Source organism: Arthrobacter sp. TMT4-20, assembly GCF_054510775.1.
This window is the reverse complement of record NZ_JBTNDW010000010.1, coordinates 33,068-50,449: the sequence shown is the minus strand read 5'-3', so window position 1 is coordinate 50,449 and position 17,382 is coordinate 33,068. Positions and strand designations below refer to the sequence as shown.

Annotated in this window: 12 protein-coding genes; 5 read left to right on the top strand and 7 right to left on the bottom strand. The window is 64.5% G+C overall.

The features are described from left to right. Positions 1-124: 124 nt before the first annotated feature. From cydD to ACX80Z_RS10980, 3 genes are read right to left on the bottom strand one after another with little or no spacing between them, the layout of a single operon-like run. Complete coding sequence (cydD, locus tag ACX80Z_RS10990; RefSeq protein WP_459315906.1) at positions 125-3,556, bottom strand: thiol reductant ABC exporter subunit CydD; 3,432 nt, start codon at positions 3,554-3,556, stop codon at positions 125-127. After that, positions 3,553-4,572, bottom strand: a complete 1,020-nt coding sequence (cydB, locus tag ACX80Z_RS10985; RefSeq protein WP_019481425.1) for a cytochrome d ubiquinol oxidase subunit II — start codon at positions 4,570-4,572, stop codon at positions 3,553-3,555. The genes cydD and cydB overlap by 4 nt, the downstream gene beginning before the upstream one ends. A 53-nt stretch (positions 4,573-4,625) precedes the next feature. Beyond that, entirely contained in the window at positions 4,626-6,224 is a 1,599-nt protein-coding gene (locus ACX80Z_RS10980; protein ID WP_459315905.1) for a cytochrome ubiquinol oxidase subunit I, read from the bottom strand. A 199-nt stretch (positions 6,225-6,423) separates the two neighbouring features. Here ACX80Z_RS10980 and ACX80Z_RS10975 point away from each other — a divergent pair, with 199 nt between their 5' ends. Next, on the top strand, positions 6,424-7,119 hold the full coding sequence (locus tag ACX80Z_RS10975) for a response regulator transcription factor (protein WP_024475574.1): 696 nt from the start codon (positions 6,424-6,426) through the stop codon (positions 7,117-7,119). A 2-nt stretch (positions 7,120-7,121) separates the two neighbouring features. Beyond that, a complete protein-coding gene (locus ACX80Z_RS10970) occupies positions 7,122-9,740 on the top strand; it encodes a DUF4153 domain-containing protein (protein ID WP_459315904.1) in 2,619 nt (872 codons plus the stop codon). Here the strand turns inward: ACX80Z_RS10970 and ACX80Z_RS10965 are convergent. After that, a complete protein-coding gene (locus ACX80Z_RS10965; RefSeq protein ID WP_459315903.1) occupies positions 9,688-10,257 on the bottom strand; it encodes a DUF2231 domain-containing protein in 570 nt (189 codons plus the stop codon). The genes ACX80Z_RS10970 and ACX80Z_RS10965 overlap by 53 nt on opposite strands. A gap of 56 nt (positions 10,258-10,313) precedes the next feature. Then, positions 10,314-11,201 carry a universal stress protein gene (locus tag ACX80Z_RS10960; protein ID WP_459315902.1) on the bottom strand — a complete coding sequence of 296 codons (888 nt, stop codon included), beginning with the start codon at positions 11,199-11,201 and terminating at the stop codon, positions 10,314-10,316. Positions 11,202-11,396: 195 nt separating this feature from the next. On the opposite strand from ACX80Z_RS10960, the gene ACX80Z_RS10955 reads away from it, so the two are divergent. The 3 genes from ACX80Z_RS10955 (at position 11,397) to ACX80Z_RS10945 (ending at position 14,965) form a co-directional block, all read left to right on the top strand. Continuing rightward, the gene (locus ACX80Z_RS10955) at positions 11,397-13,994 is read left to right on the top strand and encodes a cation-translocating P-type ATPase (RefSeq protein WP_459315901.1); all 2,598 of its coding nucleotides are present in this window, start codon (positions 11,397-11,399) and stop codon (positions 13,992-13,994) included. A gap of 70 nt (positions 13,995-14,064) precedes the next feature. Continuing rightward, complete coding sequence (locus ACX80Z_RS10950) at positions 14,065-14,553, top strand: universal stress protein (RefSeq protein WP_116778859.1); 489 nt, start codon at positions 14,065-14,067, stop codon at positions 14,551-14,553. Further along, on the top strand, positions 14,543-14,965 hold the full coding sequence (locus ACX80Z_RS10945) for a pyridoxamine 5'-phosphate oxidase family protein (protein ID WP_019481418.1): 423 nt from the start codon (positions 14,543-14,545) through the stop codon (positions 14,963-14,965). Before ACX80Z_RS10950 ends, ACX80Z_RS10945 begins: the two co-directional genes overlap by 11 nt. Here the strand turns inward: ACX80Z_RS10945 and ACX80Z_RS10940 are convergent. Further along, complete coding sequence (locus ACX80Z_RS10940; protein WP_459315900.1) at positions 14,910-16,799, bottom strand: heavy metal translocating P-type ATPase; 1,890 nt, start codon at positions 16,797-16,799, stop codon at positions 14,910-14,912. The genes ACX80Z_RS10945 and ACX80Z_RS10940 overlap by 56 nt on opposite strands. A gap of 85 nt (positions 16,800-16,884) precedes the next feature. Beyond that, the gene (locus ACX80Z_RS10935) at positions 16,885-17,376 is read right to left on the bottom strand and encodes a pyridoxamine 5'-phosphate oxidase family protein (RefSeq protein ID WP_459315899.1); all 492 of its coding nucleotides are present in this window, start codon (positions 17,374-17,376) and stop codon (positions 16,885-16,887) included. Between the last annotated feature and the right edge of the window lie 6 nt (positions 17,377-17,382).

The window sequence follows — 17,382 nt, the reverse complement described above, 5'->3', positions numbered from 1 at the left end:
CCTTCAAGCAAATGACTCTGCGGCCGGTTCTGAATTCGCCGGCACGATATGCCCCGCCGGTGACGCGCGCGGTATTGTCCCGATACTGGCGCTGCCTGGTCACAGTACTTCCCGGGACCGGGTGCTAGACGATTGCGTCCTGTCTGGCCCTACCCGAGAGCTCGAGAGCCCGCTCGCACAGCGCGGCCTCTTCCTGATTGTGGGTGACCATCACCACGAACCTGTCGGCCAGTCCAGCACGCAGATCGGCCAGCAGGTCCCGGGCCGCCACCGGGTCGAGGTGGGCGGTCGGTTCGTCGAGGAGCACGACGTCGGCCCTCGTCAGCAGGGCCCGGCCAACGGCGAGGCGTTGTTGCTGCCCGCCGGAAAGCCAGGTGCCGCCCGGCCCAACCTGGGTATCCAGTCCTGCGGGCAGGTTATGCACAAAATCGCCCAACCCGGCCCGGGCCAAGGCGGCAGCAAGTTCAGCCTCGGATGGTGGGTCGGCCGGGGTGCGGGCCAGGGCGAGGTTGGCCCGGATACTGGATTGGAACAGGTGGGCTTCCTGGGGGCACCACGCGATGCGCGGCGCGCCGGTGGCGCCCGCCGTTCCGGCCCGCGCCAGACCGACGGGTTCCCCGTTGATCAGATAGCTTCCCTCCCGCATCGGCAGGAATCCGAGCAGCGCACCGAGCAGGGTCGATTTCCCGCTCCCGGAAGGGCCGGTCACCGCAAGCCACTCCCCCCGGCGGAGATCCAGGGACACGTCCGAGAACGCGGGAGCCGTCTGATCCGGGTAGGTGTAGGAAGCACCCCGCAGCTCGAGCGAAGAGACGCTGTCCCCCGGCGGCCGTTCGGCGCGGATGGTTGTGGACCCGAGATCCGGGACTACCCGGTCCCCCACCGCCCGCCACGCTCCGAGGTGGTGAATGGCAGTGTTGACGGCGATGAAGGGTTCAATCAGGGCGAGCTGCATCAGGATGACGACGGCGGCGGCGGCCGGGTTCACACCGTCAGCTGAGCTCAACATGGCCAGGGAACCCAGCGAACAGGTCAAGACGGTGAGGGCGTTGGCTAATCCCTGCGCCCAGGCGCTACGGTCCAACTTTGCGGACAGCTCGGCCTCCAGAGCACGAAGATCCGACCGCAGCACCCCGGCCGCCGAGTTGGCGCTGAGATCCGGCGCGGCTGCCAGCATCCGGGCCGTGGTGTCGAGAATTTCGGCTTTGAGACCAACCGCCGCCCGACGCGCTGAGCGGTCCGCGGCGAGGACGAGCAACGGGGACACCACCAGACACATCGTCACCAGCACCAGTTGCGACGGCAGGCCGGCAGGAAGCACCACAGCGGTGGTGACGGACGCGGCAACTCCCGTGAGGACGCCGACCAGCGGGGCAAACACGGCTCGCGGCGTGAGGTCGCGTAGCTCATCGACGTCACCGACCAACTGTTCAAGGACTTTGCCCCCGCGGGCCAGTTTCCGCCACGCTGCCGGGCGCTCCAGCAACCCGTTCCACAACCGCAACCGCAACCTGTCGGTGCTCTCGAAGACCGCATCGTGGAGGCGAAGGCGCTCGCAGTACCGCAATACGGATCGGCCGATCCCGAAGAAGCGCACTCCGACAATCGCCGTCAGCAAATACAGGATGGGGATCTGTTCAGAAGCTCTCACGATCATCCAGCCGGAGACCGCCGTCAGCGCGACGGCGAACAGGGTTGCGCCCGCACCGAAGAGCAACGCGGACACAAACCGGCGTCGCCACGGTTGCACCATCGCTACGCTGCGCGTCAGGGAAACCCGTCCCGCCGACACCGGCACATCCTTGCCCACACCGGAAGGCACGCTCACTCCGTCAGGCTGCAGCGCGGAGTCAGCGTTCCCAGTGTTCCCAGCGCTCCCAGTGTTCCCAGCGCTCGCGGCTAACCTGACACCGCCGTCGTGCCCGGCAGCGGAACCACCGGACACGCCAATCGTCTGGTCGGCCAGGGACGCCGTCTCGGGGTTATGCGCTACGAGCAGGATCGTCGTGCGCCCCCGCAGACGTGCCAGTGCCGCCTCCACGGATCGGGCGCCCTGCGCGTCCAGGTGGGCTGTTGGCTCATCGGCCAGGAGCAGGGCGATGTCGGAGTGAGCGATTCGTGCCAGTGCTCGTGCCACCGCGACCCGACGCAGCTCGCCTGGGCTCAGGTCGCCGGTGCGAGCGTCAAGTAATCCCGTGGCATCCACCTGGTTCAGTGCCCGCGCCGCTGCTTCCCTCCGCTCAGCGGCGCTGTCCAGACCGGAGTAGAGACCGATTTCGTCAGCGACCGTTTCTGCCACCAGGACCGGATGCTGCGGGATCCAGGCAATCTGGTGCCGGTGTACCCCCGTGATGGTGCCGGCAACGCGGGTCCCCGCCCCGTCTCCGCGGAGCCCTGCCAGAACCTGAAGCACCGAGGTCTTTCCAGCGCCGCTGGGGCCGGTGAGCACGCTAATCGTTCCACGGGGCAGCGTGAAGGTCAGGCCGTCAACCACGGTTCCGTCCCGCCCGCCGTACCCAATCGTGAGGCCGCTGACGGTGATCGCTGGGCTGTCCGCGACGGCGACGGCGCCGGGTAGCAGGACGCGGCTCCGTGGGGCGTCGGTGATCCGGCGGGACCGCTCAAGCGCGTCGAGGCCTTCCTCGCTCGCGTGGTGTGCTGCGCCGAGGTCGCGGAGCGGTTGGTAGCACTCGGGGGCAAGGATCAGCGCCAGCAGGCCAATTTCGAGACTGAGATCGCCGCCGATGAGCCGGACCCCGATGACCACCGCGACCAGTGCCACTGAGATGGTGGCGATCAGTTCGAGGGCAAGGGAGGACAGAAACGCAACCTTCAGCGTTTCAATGGTTTTGGTCCGGTATTGCCCGGCGACGTCCCGGAGTGCCCTGGTCTGGCTGCCCGCCCGGCCCAGGCCGACGAGAACCGGCAGTCCGCGGGACAGTTCGAGGAGGTGGTCGGAGAGCCGGTTCAGCGACGCCGACGCCTCCTGGACCTTGTCCTGGGTGTGCAGGCCAATCAGGATCATGAAGACGGGGATCAACGGCACTGTCACCACGATCACGACGGCGCTGAGCCAGTCGGCGGCGAGGATACGTGCACCGACCAGCAGTGGAACCACAGCACAGGTGACGAGCGCGGGCAGGTACTTGGTGTAGTAGTTGTCCAGACCGTCGAGCCCCCGGGTGACCAGGATGCTCAGCGCGCCGGTCCCGGCATCGGCCGACGTCCCGCCGTCGTTCATCACGCGGGTGGTGATCGCGGTTCGCAGCTCCTCCTTGGCACCGGTCGCGGCACGCTGCGCAACGGCTTCCTGCCACCAGGTGGCCAACGCCCGGAGGAGCGCCCCGGAGATACCCAGGACGAGGACGGACGACCAGTCTGCAGTGGGGGAAACGGCGGTAGCGGATACCGCGGTAGACGAAACGGCAAGGGAAGCGATACCGGAAGCCACGGCCTGGGCGATGAGGACCAGGCCAGCGGCCTTCAGCGCAGCGAGCAGGCCAAGGAGGTAGAGGGCGCGTTTACCGGCTACACCCAGGGTTAGCGCTGGTTTCACTGTGCTCTCACGGCGTGGGCGGTGGGGATCTGGCTCCGGCTGACCCGTTTGCGGAACACCCAGTAGGTCCAGCCCTGGTAGACGAGCACGGCGGGCAACCCCACGAGGGCGACGACGCTCATCACGCCGAGCGTGTAGCCCGAGGATGAAGCGTTGGACACCGTGAGGTCAAACGCGGCGTCCAGGGTCGACGGGAGGACCACGGGGAACGCGGCCGTAAAGATCGTGGTGGTGCCAGCGGCGAGGAAGACAGCCATCCCGACGAAACTCCATCCGTCCCGGCGCCGGCGCGCCATGGACCAGGCATAGACAGCGCCAACCACTGCGATCACCAGCGTGAGCAAGGTGACGGTTTTCCCGCCGGCGGCGTGCACCACGATCGCCCAGCCAGCCATCGGCAGCAGCCCCAGTGGCAGCCACCTGAGGAACTGCCGCCGGGCCCGGTCGCGGATGTCGCCGTCGGTCTTCAGCACCAGGAACCCCAGGGCATGGACCAGGCTGAACAAGACGACGGCCGATCCGCCGAGGACCGCATAGCCATTGAACCAGGCGAAGGCTCCCCCTTCCCGGTCGCCATTGGCATTGATGGGAAGTCCTGTCGTCGTCAGCGCCAGGGCCGCGCCTATCCCGAATGCTGACACCAGCGACCCGAGCGCAATGGCCCAGTCCCACCGGTTGCGCCACGCCTCCGTGTCGCCTTTCCCCCGGTATTCGAAGCCGACAGCGCGGAAAATCAGCCCCATCAGGACCAGCAGCAGCGGCAGATACAGGGTGGAGAAGAGCGACGCATACCAGAGTGGAAAGGCAGCGAACGTCGCCGCGCCAGCCGTAATCAACCACACCTCGTTGCCGTCCCAGACCGGTCCAACGGTGTTAAGGAGAACCCGGCGGTCGCGGTCGGTGCGGGCGAACAGTTTCATCAGCATGCCGACGCCGAGATCGAATCCTTCCAGCAGCAGGTATCCGGTCCAGAGGTACGCGATGATGACGAACCACAGGGTGGGAAGGAATTCCATCTCAAATCTCCAGGCGTTCGATCAGGGCCGCGTTCGCGGCGGGGCACACGGGTCTAGTAGGCGAAGGCCAGCACATCGCCGTCGCCCTTCTTCGAGGGGGGAATGTCCCCGCCGGTGGAGTCGTCGTCGTCGGGGCCGTGCTGGGGAATGAGGTCAGGCATGGCCGAGGGAACCCCGCCACGCACATACCGGACCAGCAACTTCACCTCAACCACCAGCAATACGCTGTAAACGACGGTGAAGGCGATGAGCGACGTCGCGAGTTCGGCGGCCGAGACCCCGGGCGACACGGCCGCGGCGGTAAACATGAACACGTTGTCAATGCCGTTGGGGTCGGGGTTAGGGGCAACGACGAACGGCTGCCGGCCCATCTCCGTGAAGATCCAGCCAGCCGCGTTGGCCCCGAAGGGCGCGAGGATCCCGAAAACGGCGAGCTGCATCAGTCGTCTTGATTCCGGGACTGTCCCCCGACGGGTTATGACGAGTGCCCCTGCTGCTGCGAGCGCGGCGACGGCCCCGAACGTGATCATCATTCTGAAGCCCCAGTACGTCACCTCCATCACCGGGACGTAGTCGATTTCCATTCCGGCGCGTTCCCCGTACATCGGATCGTCCGGCAGGTTCGTTCCGTACTGGTCCTGGTACTGCGGCACGAGGGAATTGACCCCCTGGACCTCCGTGGTGAGATCGCCGTTGGCCATGAAGGAGAGCATGCCCGGAACCTCGATCACTGCCACAATGTCATCGCAGTCCTGTGAGCCGAGGTTTCCTACCGACAGCACCGAGAAACCGGTCCCGTCGTGGCAGGCCGCTTCCGCCGCGGCCATCTTCATTGGTTGCTGCTCAAACATCAGTTTGGCTTGCAGGTCCCCGGTGACGGCAACACCAGCGAACGACACGACGGCGACGACGGCGCCAATCCGGAGGGAACGGAGCCAGACCTGGTGGTCGGCGGCATCCCGTCCCGTGCTTTCGACGCTGCCGACCAGAACTTTCCCGTCTGGGCCGACGGTGTCGATTCCGTCACGGCGTCGCTTCCACAGGTGATACCAGCTGATCCCCAGCAGGAACCCGCCAGCCACGGAGAAGGCTCCGAGGATGGTGTGGGGGAAGGCAACCAACAGGGTGTTGTTGGTCAGGACAGCCCAGATGTCCACCAGGACCGGGCGGCCCTCGACCATTTCCACTCCGACTGGGTGCTGCATCCAGGAGTTGGCGGCGAGGATGAAATACGCCGACATGATCGAGGCGATACTCGCGCCCCAGATGGTGGCCAGGTGAATCTTCTTGGGGAGCCGGTCCCACCCAAAGATCCATAGCCCGAGGAAGACCGATTCAACGAAGAACGCGAGGAGTGCTTCCATCGCCAGCGGCGCACCAAACACGTCCCCGACAAAACGGGAGTACTCGCTCCAGGCCATACCGAACTGGAATTCCTGCACCAAACCGGTGGCGACTCCCATGATGAAGTTGATCAGAAACAGCTTTCCCCAGAACTTGGTCATCCGCAGGTACTGCGCTTTCCCGGTCCGCACCCACATGGTTTGCATGGTGGCGACCAGCAAGCCCAGGCCGATGGTGAGTGGCACCATCAGAAAGTGATAGACGGTAGTGATGCCGAATTGCCAACGGGCAAGCTCCAGGGCTTCCATGCAACTTCCTTAAACCAACTAGGGCGTGAGCCCACCGATCCAGTTGTTCTACGATCCGTAGAAAAGCTGATTTCTACACAGTGTAGAACAACTCGTAAGGGGTCAGGAAATTGCCCTCCAGCCCGGCTTCCAGGACCTTCACAGGTTCTCCACATGTCGGCCGCACCCCGACCAGATTCCCGCTTGTAGGCTCGGAGGCATGACACAGGGCCGCGGAACCACCCACACAGTACTGGTCGTCGAGGACGACCCGACCATCAATCAGGCGCTCGCCGACCGGCTGATCGCCGAAGGCTTCGCCGCGGTCAGTGCGTTTGACGGGCCCGGCGCCATCAACGCCTACACCACTCACAAGCCGGACCTGGTCATTCTCGACGTCATGCTGCCCGGGTTCGACGGGCTCGAAGTCTGCCGTCGCATCCAGGCCCTGAAACCCATTCCGGTGCTGATGCTGACCGCCAAAGTGCAGGAGACGGACATGCTGGTCGGCCTGGGAGTGGGGGCCGACGACTACGTGGCCAAACCGTTCCGGATGCGGGAGGTAGTGGCCCGCGTCCGGGCACTGCTCCGGCGCGTCGACCGGGCCGCTCAGCTCTCGACGGTCCGGGTCCCCGAACTCGCCGTCGGCGAACTGGTGCTCCACCGGGATACCCGGCGCGTCCAAATCGCCCAGGTTGAGGTTCACCTCACCCCGCTGGAGTTTGACCTGCTCGCCATGCTCGCCGAGCAGCCGGGGACCGTCCGGACCCGGGAAACCCTGATGACCGAGGTCTGGGGGTGGGCCGATGCCCGCGGCACCCGCACACTCGACAGTCACGTGAAGTCTCTCCGGGCCAAGGTCGGCGCAGCCCGCGTGCGGACAGTGCACGGCGTCGGTTACGCCCTGGAACAGTGACCATGACACCCGACCCGCTGCGTCCCCGCCGCCCACTGGACGGCGTAGCCTCCATCAAGATCAAAATCGGTCTTCTCGTGGCCCTGAGCATTATCGCCGCGGTGGTGGTCCTGCAGGTCGGCATCCGGGCTGGCGTGCCGGGCTGGCTGACCCTCCCCGCGACCCTCGCAGCGGCCCTCGGCGTGACACAATGGCTGGCCCGCGGAATGACCTCGCCGTTGAGGGAAATGACCGACGCTGCGGGACGAATGGCGACCGGTGACTACTCGACGCGGGTGGTGGCCACCTCGGCCGACGAGGTCGGCGCCCTGGCCCGGGCCTTCACCACGATGGCCGCGGATCTGGCGTCCGCCGAGCAGCAGCGTAGGCAACTAATCGCTACGGTGTCCCACGAACTACGGACACCTCTTGCCGCGCAACGGGCTCTTCTCGAGAACCTGGTCGACGGCGTCGTCAAACCCAACGACGCCATCCTTCAGTCGGCCCTCACCCAATCCGAACGTCTCAGCGCCCTGGTCACCGATCTTCTCGACGTTAGCCGCGTTGACGGCGGCGCAGCCGAACTTCAACTGGCGCCGGTACGGGTCGCTGACCTGCTTGATCAGGCCTGCCGGGAAGCGACACTCGGCGGACGGCCAATTCAGCTGACGACGTCGGTCGAACCACCCGATCTGGTGGTGACGGCCGACGCGGCCCGACTGGCCCAGGTGGTGACGAACCTTCTCGACAATGCGGTGCGGCACAGCCCATCCGATGGGACGGTTCATCTGGGCGTCGCCACCACGGAGGGGGACCTCTGGTCGCTCGAGGTCACTGACGAAGGGCCCGGAATACCCATCGAACAGGCGCAGCGGGTTTTCACCCGGTTCGGCATGGGGGACGACAGCAGCGGCGGTACCGGGTTGGGCCTTGCCATCGCCAGTTGGATTGCCCAACTGCATGGTGGGTCAATTGCGGCTCTGCCACCCGACCCAGGGTCAACCGGCGCACGGATGCTCGTCCTACTCCCCCGCACGCCCCATCCCCCGCCGGCATCCGCCCCATCCGACGGATCGCCCCCTGCCAGTACCAACCCGAAGGAGATCGCCGTGACAGCTGCAGGCTACCCGTACCCCGCCGCCCATCCCGAGGGGACAGCCGACCAACCAGCCGCCCGGCCGTCACAATCGAGCGTTGACCGGTGGTGGCCGGAGCAGGGACTGCCCACCGCACCCTTGCCTGTCTACGCCTCGCTGGCCATCGGGGCGCTCGCCGCCGTCGTCCTCCCGGAGCGCAATCTTGGGCTGGGCACCCTACTGGTGTTGCTGGTCTCGGGGGTCCTCGTTCTGGCGCTTTCCCTGCACCGCCGTCGGCCGTGGACCGGTATCGCCGCCACCTTATGCCTCGGGCTGGGGTCCCTGGTCATCCTGCGCGACGCCGAATGGCTGGCAGTTCTGGCGGTGCTGGCTGCCGGGCTCCTGGTCACTACATCAGTGACTGATGCGAAGCGCCTGCTGCCCATCTGCGCCGGTGGGGTGGCCTGGGTGCTGAGCGGCATTCGGGGGCTTCCTCTGCTGGGGAGGACGGTGGCCGCGACTTCCAGCCACCGGATGCTGTGGCCCATGTTGCGCACCGCAGCCATTTCCCTGGTCGCGCTGATCGTGTTTGGTGGCCTTTTCGCCTCTGGCGACGCAGTGTTCGGTTCGTGGGTGTCAACGGTGCTCCCCGATGTGCGGCTGGCAGACAGCCTCGTCCTGCGCGTCTTCGTCTGGTTCGTGGTCGGCGGCGTGGTCCTCGCCGCCTGTTATCTGGCGATCAACCCGCCTCTCGTGGAGAAGGTGTCGCTGACTGCTGGGCAGCCAGTGCGTCGGGCCTGGGAATGGCTGGTCCCGGTGGGCGTCGTCGTCGCAGTATTTCTTGCCTTCGTGACTGCCCAGGCGTCGGCTATGTGGGGTGGCCATGAGTTTGTGCGGAACACCACCGGGCTGAGCTACGCGGACTACGTGCATCAGGGCTTCGCCCAGTTGACCATTGCGACGGCGTTGACCCTGGCGACCATTGGCCTGACGGTCCGGAAAGCCCCTCGAGCGACAGCTCAGGACCGGCTGCTGCTGCGTCTCACGCTCGGCTCGCTGTCTGTTCTGACGCTCGTGGTGGTCGCGTCGGCCCTGAACCGGATGTCCGTCTATCAGCAGGCCTACGGATTCACGGTGCTGCGCGTGCTGGTGGACGCTTTTGAGGTGTGGCTAGGTCTGCTGGTGGTGCTGGTGATGGTGGCCGGGGTAAAGCTATCCGGCTGGTGGCTGCCTCGGGCTGCACTGGCCTCTGGGGCTGCGCTCTTGCTGATTATCGGCGTCGCCAACCCGGAAGCCTGGGTGGCCGAGCAGAACATCGCCCGTTACGTGGAAAGCGGCAAGTTGGATGTCGCCTATCTGGCCACTCTGGGCGCCGATGCGACGCCCGCCGTCATCGAGGGTTTACCGCGGGAGATTGCCCGCTGCGTTCTGGCGTTCCAGCCCGCACCTGAGACCACTGACGATTGGTTGGGCTGGAATCTGGGTCGGGCCCGCGCTGCCGAGTCAGTCACCGTTATTGATCGGGGCTCCCTGCCCGGGAACTGTTCACCCCAGCTCGGTCAGTGATGACGGCACGGGTTCGGGTACTCATGTGACCGCCCAGAAAGCCGCCCACCACGAGAAACACGCTGCCTAGCCGAGCGAGACCGATGCCCATGCTGTGTCGGTTTCGCCGTCGGGCCAGCCAGGAACCGGCGAAGATCAGGACAGCGACGGCGTTGGCGGACGCATGAACCACCCCCACCCGGCGAGTTCCGGGGTCGGAAAGGGCCCACTCGGCCCACCCGGTAAGGGCCGTCGGCGCAGCAGATACAACACCCAACCCAACCAACCGGGTAGCCGCCCGCCGCGATCCCTCATCCGGGAAGAAGTCGAGAAAATCGGCCATGAACCAGGCGCCGAACGGAACATCGGTCAGAACCGGATGCAACGGCAGGCCTGTGGCGTCGCCGTGAAACATGCGGCGGATCGGCGCGTAGGCCACCAGTTGCGATGCGAAGGGTTCCACCAGGTCCACGGCGCGGTCCAGCGCCACGTTCTGCTCGAGCCCATGGACCAATCGAAGATAGGGATTTGGCTCCATACGGCTCAAGATACTCCCCCAGCCCCTGGCTGTCACCCACATCGGGGCACCCGTGACTAGCGGTACGGGCCCTCGGTCACCGCCCTGTTGGGGGTAACGATCGTGGGGCATTCGATATGCCACAGGACACTTCGGCTCACCGATCCGAGCAGAAGCCGGGTGAGCTTTCCGCGGCCACGCCGACCCACTACCAGGAGCTTCGCCCGCGATGCAGCCGTCACAAGCGCTTTGGCAGGCGACGCGTCCAACTCCAGATGTTGATGCACCACCAGATCCGGATACTGTTCGGTGAGGCCCGCCACCGACTCGGCAAGGTTGACCCGTTCCTCCTCGATCCGCCGTGTCACCACATCGTGTGGAATGGACCCACGCAACCGCAGGTTCGGTGATTCACTGGAGTAGACCGCGTACAGGTCCTCACCCAGACGATCGGCCTCCCGCGCCGCGTAGGCAACCGAGCCAAGGGAATGGGCGGACCCGTCAACGCCCACGACGACGCCCGACCGTCCTACCAGGGAAACCTCGGGGATGACCGCAACCGGCGATACGGCTGCCACTGCCACATTCAGGCTCAGAGCACCAAAAATTACACTCTCGACGCGTCCGAGTTTATGGGTACCCACAACCACCAGACTGGAATTTTCCGACAGATCCGACAACACCCTGGCGGTATCCCCCAGTAGGAGTCTGGTAGACACCTTGACCGAGGGTGCCAGTTCGTTGGCTTTCGTGGCCGCCTCTTCAAGGACTTCCCGGCCGTGACGCATGAGGTCCTCGAAGTAGGAGACCTCCGGACCGACCCAATAGTCATCCAGCGTGTGTACCAGGATCAGTGGCCTTCGCAGACGCGCCGCCCGGGTAACTGCCCAGAAGAAGGCTTCAGGCGTCGGTCCGCTGGACGGCACGCCCAGAACGATTGACCGGGAGCCCGATGCTGAACCCATGGCATGAACACCTCCACTTGAACTGCCTTGGCTCCATTGTGGTGACATGCCAGCGACGCCTCTAGGGCACTAAGTCCCTTCGGGAACATGGGAGGTGTTCCCTAGCCAAATCTGACCACATCGGGCCAAAAGTCACTGGCCAGCACGCTCGGAAGGATCGACAGTATGCGGTAAGAAATAAGCCATGGAGAGGCCATGTCCGCCATGAATGACGCCCAGGGAGTGCTCCCGGAACTTCCACAGCCTGGTCTTAGCAGCGCGGATGCCTCAAGGCTACTGGCTGAGGTAGGGCCAAATGTGTTGCCCGCGGCCCGCAAGGCATCCCCGTGGCGGAAATTCTTGAGTGAGCTGACTCATTTCTTCGCCCTGATGCTGTGGGGGGCTGCAGGTCTGGCGTGGTTAGCTGGCCTGCCCCAGCTCAGCATTGCAATTGTTGTGGTGGTCATTGTCAACGGAGTGTTTGCCCATATCCAGCAGGAGCGGGCCGAACATGCGGCTGAACGGCTGCAAGGTTTACTTCCGTCGCAAGTCAGCGTCCGGCGTGATGGACGCCAACGGAGTGTCGGCGCCAGTGAACTGGTTCCTGGTGACGTCGTCATTCTGATGGCTGGGGACCGTCTTCCCGCAGACATTCGTTTTACTTCTGCGTCGGCCTGCACGGTTGACGAATCGATGCTGACTGGCGAGAGCGATGCGCTGCCTAAAGTTGTTGGAGAGGCAGCATGGGGCGGCACCTTCCTGGTCAATGGTCAGGCAGAGGGGGTGGTCACTGCTACCGGAGGGAACTCAAGAATCGCAGAGATCGCCTCGCTCACGAACACCACCGAACCCCCACCTACCCCGTTGACCCTGGAGCTGCATCGAATAGTCCGTGTCATTGCGATAATCGCCCTGACCGTCGCAAGCGTCTTCTTTGCAGTCTCAGTTTTGGTTGGAATCGAGTGGCGGCACTCCTTCCTTTTTGCAATCGGTGTCGCCGTCGCACTGATCCCGGAAGGGCTCCTCCCGACGGTCACGCTCTCACTGGCGATGGGGGCTCAACGGATGGCCTCGCGGAACGCCCTCGTTCGCAACCTGGAAGCAGTCGAGACGCTTGGATCCACCACCTTCATTTGCACGGACAAGACCGGAACACTAACCCAAAATCGGATGAATGCCGTTGAGGTGTTCACCCTGTCGGGCCCGGTACGTGTCCTCGGCGACGGGTACGAGCCCGATGCCGTCGTCGATGGCCCGGGGAGAGCCATGGCCCTTGAGGTCGCTGTGGCGGCACGCGCCGCCTCCCAGGGTCGCGTCGTCAAGGAGGGAAGGGAGTGGGTAGCAAACGGCGATCCGATGGAGGCGGCCATCGATGTTCTTGCACGGCGTCTCCTCCAGCATGAACCTGACAACCTGGCGCCAGACCGACGTCTCGCTTTCGACGCGCACCGACGGCGGGAGTCTGTCCTAATCGGCCCCACCCTCTACGTCAAAGGCGCCCCGGAATCTGTCCTCCCGCTCTGTGCAGATCGCGCCACGCGGCTCGAGGAGCAGGTCGAGGCGATGGCTTCCCGAGGCCTACGGGTGATAGCAGTGGCACGAAGAGACTTGCCCGGCCCGCGATCCTTCTGGCTGGATCAGTCCACTGAGAACATCGAACGGGATCTAATCGTCCTTGGCCTCATCGGTCTTCATGATCCCCCTCGCCCGGATGTCGCCGAGGTAATCAGGGCCGCCCGGAGAGCCGGAATCAAGGTAGCGATGATCACTGGCGACCATCCAGCCACAGCCTCGGCAATTGCGAAGGAAATCGGGCTGACGGATGACCCCAGTCTGGTGGTTCAGGGTGCGGACCTACCCGAGGACGAGCAGATCCTTGGTGCACTCCTGGATCGGGACGGCATGGTGGTCAGCCGGGTTTCACCCGAGCAGAAGCTTCGTGTAGCCCGCGCCCTCCAATCCAGGGGTCATGTTGTGGCCATGACTGGCGACGGAGTGAACGACGGACCCGCTTTGCAGCAAGCTGATATTGGGGTTGCCATGGGCCGGGGTGGTACCGACGTAGCTCGAGAGGCGGCCGATCTGGTTTTGCTCGACGATCATTTCGGCACCATTGTCGCAGCGATTGAACAAGGCCGCGCCACGTACTCGAATATCCGCCGTTTCCTCACCTACCACCTGACAGACAACGTCGCCGAGCTCACACCGTTTGTCGTTTGGGCACTTTCCGGTGGCCAGTTCCCGCTCGCCCTGGGTGTCCTACAGATTCTCGCCTTGGACATTGGAACTGACCTGTTTCCCGCTCTGGCGCTCGGAGCCGAGCCCCCGGGCCGGCGGGTCCTGACCAGGCCCCCGGAGCGGCGCCACCTCATGGACCGGAACTTGATGTTCAGAGCCTTCGTCATCCTCGGCCCTGTCGAAGCGATCATCAGCATGACAGCCTTCTCCCTCGTGCTCTTCGGCGGAGGTTGGGTCCGTGGCGAACCATGGGACGAAAAACTGGTGCTTGCCGCATCGGGGGCTGCGTTTGCCGCCGTCGTCTTCGGGCAGCTGGCAACCTCCTTTGCTTGCCGCAGCGCAACAGTGCCGCCATGGAAACAGGGGTGGTTCAGTAACCGCTTGCTGCTGTGGGCTGGCGCGGCCGAACTTGCAGCACTTGCCCTGTTTCTTTATCTACCCCCTGTTGCAGCAGTCCTCGGACAGGCACCGCCACCGCCGTCGGGACTGATCGTTGCCGTCCTGGCCATCCCCGGCATGCTGATTGCAGACTGGATCTACAAACGGGTGCGGCAACCCGATAAACCACTTGGGTAAGGGAGTTGGTCTACGATATCCATGCCCTTCGGCCCTAGTGCGTTTCCCACCCGAAGGGCAGGCTGGCCCCATGAACTCACTATCGAACTCGGGTGGAATCGTTGTTGGAGTGGACGGATCGGAATACTCGTCCAGCGCTCTGCTAGTAGCTGGGCGAATGGCGAAGCTGATGAATGAACCCATCGAGGTTATTTCCTGCATCAAGAAGTCCGACCAGCGTGCGGCGTCACGCTTTGAAACCGAACCCAATCGGTTCACCTCACAATTGAGCGAAAGTGTTGAATCGCTGGTCGAGGAAGCCTTGGACAGGGCCTTCGGTGCCTCCCGGCCGGACAACCTCTCGGTGTCTGTCAAATTCGACGGGGCAGCCGAAGCCCTGATCGAGGCAAGCCAAACGGCGCAACTGCTGGTGGTGGGGCGCAGGGGATCCGGGGGCTTCCTCAACCACCCGATGGGATCCGTCAGCAAGGCCTGCGCCGCACACGCCCATTGCCCAGTCCTGGTTGTGCCTCAGGACGAACCCACTCGACCTATCAAGGAGCACGACGATGGAAAGTGACGAGCGCCCTGGATCCACCCTCTCTGCAGAGGAGTCGTGGACCGTCCTGCAAAGAAACCAGCATGGTCGCCTGGCGGTCAGCGTCATGGGCGATCCAGACATCTATCCGATCAATTTTCTTGCCCACGAGAGAAGGCTTCTCTTCAGGACCAATCCCGGGACCAAGCTGGCCGAGTTGACAGTGAACAACCGGGTGGCTTTTGAGGTGGACGAGATTGACGCAGGCGAGGCGCGAAGCGTTGTCGTTAAAGGAGTGGCCCGCGTGATCGACGCCCAGTCAGAGGTCGACAAGGTGGATCAGCTCCCGCTCAAACCCTGGATTCCGACCCGGAAGTACACCTACGTTGAGGTGATTCCTACGAGTGTCCACGGTCGCTACTTCGAATTTGGGGAGGAACCGGACCGCTACTAGCGGCAGTGACGGCGGGCCGGCTGGTGCTGGCGGCCCGCCGCCCGCCGAGCGCCCGGAGCGCGTTAAGGATGGTTGCGAGATCCACCAACTCCTGCAGCAGGGCGCCAGCCACCGCGGGAACCATCCCCAGGGATGCAGCGATCATCAGGACGACACTGAGAACAATCCCCGTCCAGATACTGGCTTTCGCCACCCGGATGGTGTGCTGACCAATGTCGACGGCCGTAGCGACTCGTGACAGGTCGTCGAGCATCAGCACGACGTCGGCGGATTCGCTGGCGGCAGTGGAACCTTTGGCACCCATCGCGATGCCGACGTCGGCCGCAGCCAGCACCGGAGCATCGTTGACCCCGTCCCCGACCATCATCACCGGCCGCAACGACAGGGAGGCGACCTCGTTCACCTTGTCGACCGGGAGACAATCGGCGATGAAGCGGGTGATTCCCGCTTCCGCGGCAATGTGTTCGGCCGTGGAGGAGGCGTCACCCGTCAGCAGAACAGTCTCTGAAACGCCCAACCGTCTGAGCGCGGCCAGGGTATCGACGGCGTTGGCACGCAAGGGGTCGCTCATGATCAGAGCCCCGGCGTAGATCCCGTCGACGCCGATGTAGATTCCCAACTGACCACTGACCAGGTCGACGCTTTCAAATCCGGAGGTCCGGGCGCGGACGAAGGCTGGCTTCCCCACAATCACCGTGTATCCGCCGCAATCGGCGCTCACTCCATCGGTGGCGTGTTCGCTCGCGTTCTCCGCTGGCAGAAGGGTCAGTCCGCGCGCCGATGCGGCTTCGATGACGGACCCCGCGAGGACGTGGGACGAATACTGCTCCGCCGAAGCGGCAAGCTGCAACAACCGATCCTCAGCGAGGGCGTCCCCGGTTCCCACCGCGATCTGGACCTGCAGGAGGGTGGGATGCCCGGACGTGAGCGTCCCGGTCTTATCGAACACGGCGGTCCGTACCCGGCTGAGCTGCTCCAGTGTCCCCGCGTTCTTGATGATAATCCCAGCATGGGCGGCCCGGCTGGTGCCGGCAAGGAACGCAACAGGGGCTGCGATCAGCAGCGGGCAAGGGGTTGCGACCACCAGCACCTGGGCAAAACGTGCTGGGTCCTGACTGAGGAACCAGGCCACCCCAGCCAGGATAAACGCGAACACGGTGAACGGGACGGCGTATCGATCGGCCAGTCGGACCATCGGTGCCCGGCTTGCTGCCGCCTCCTGGACGAGGGCAACGATCTGGCTGTACTGGGAATTGGATGCGGTGGCGGTCGCCAACATGCGGACTGCATCGGCGCCATTCACGGTGCCACTGAGCAATCGGTCACCGTGTACCCGTTCCACGGGAAGACTTTCCCCTGTCAGGGCAGCCTCGTCGAAGGTACCGGCATCGGACGCCAGGGTGCCGTCGACTGGTACCGTCTCGGCGGGCCGGACGAGCAGGAAGTCCCCTGGTACGACGTCCGCCACCGGGATGTCCTGCAGGGGAAGCCCCGGTGATTCGCGGTGCGCTGTGCGGGGGGAGCGATCGAGTAGCGCGCGTAACTCTTTCGTTGCCCGTCCGTGCGCGAAGTCTTCCAACGCCTCGCCCCCGGTCAGCATGAGGACGACGATCAGGGAAGCAATGTACTCGCCGACCGCCACTGTTGAGCCGATCGCTGCGACAGCGAGCAAATCGATGCCCAATCGACCGTGGAACAGTCCGCGGACCATCGTCACAGAGCGGAACACTGCAACGGCGAGGGCGTAGCAGCTCGCAGCCAGTTGTGCGGCAGCAGGCTGCGAGCTGATGAGGAGCACTGCCACACCGACTCCGACAAGGAGGGTCGCGGACACCAACGGGAACCTGGTGATCAAGTTGATCGGCCCGGTGGGTTCGCGGCTCAGGGTCTGCTCCCGGTGGGGCTGAAAACGAGGGCTTTCAATCGGTTTCTTCCTTCAATCGTTCGAGTTTTGCGCGCAGGTCGTCGCTGAGAGGGCTCCACCACATCAGGGGCGGGGTCACGGCGAAGCGGCGTCCGGTCAGGGATGTCGGGACGATGCGGATGAAATGGTCCTTCTGGCCTGCCTGCCAGGGGAAAAGCAGTAGCCCTACTGAGTCGAGGGTGTCTGGTGTGAGCTCGATGACTTCTGCCCGGCCTTTCACCACCACGCTCCAGGCGACATTCGCATCCACCAGAACGCCGTCGGCCTCGAGAGCCACGGGAGTGTCGCCTGCTGCTGCCTGGAGTTTGGTGCCTTTCCCGGTGCGGAACACCAGACTGCCGTGGTCCACCTTGTAGTTGACGGGGAAAATGTCGGGGTGATCCTCGACCCAGACCGCAAGCCGCCCCACTGAAGTACTCCGCAACAGGTCCCAACAAGCCTGCGATTGCAGAGTCTCGACCGACGGCAGGGATCGCTGGTTAGTCATGACAGT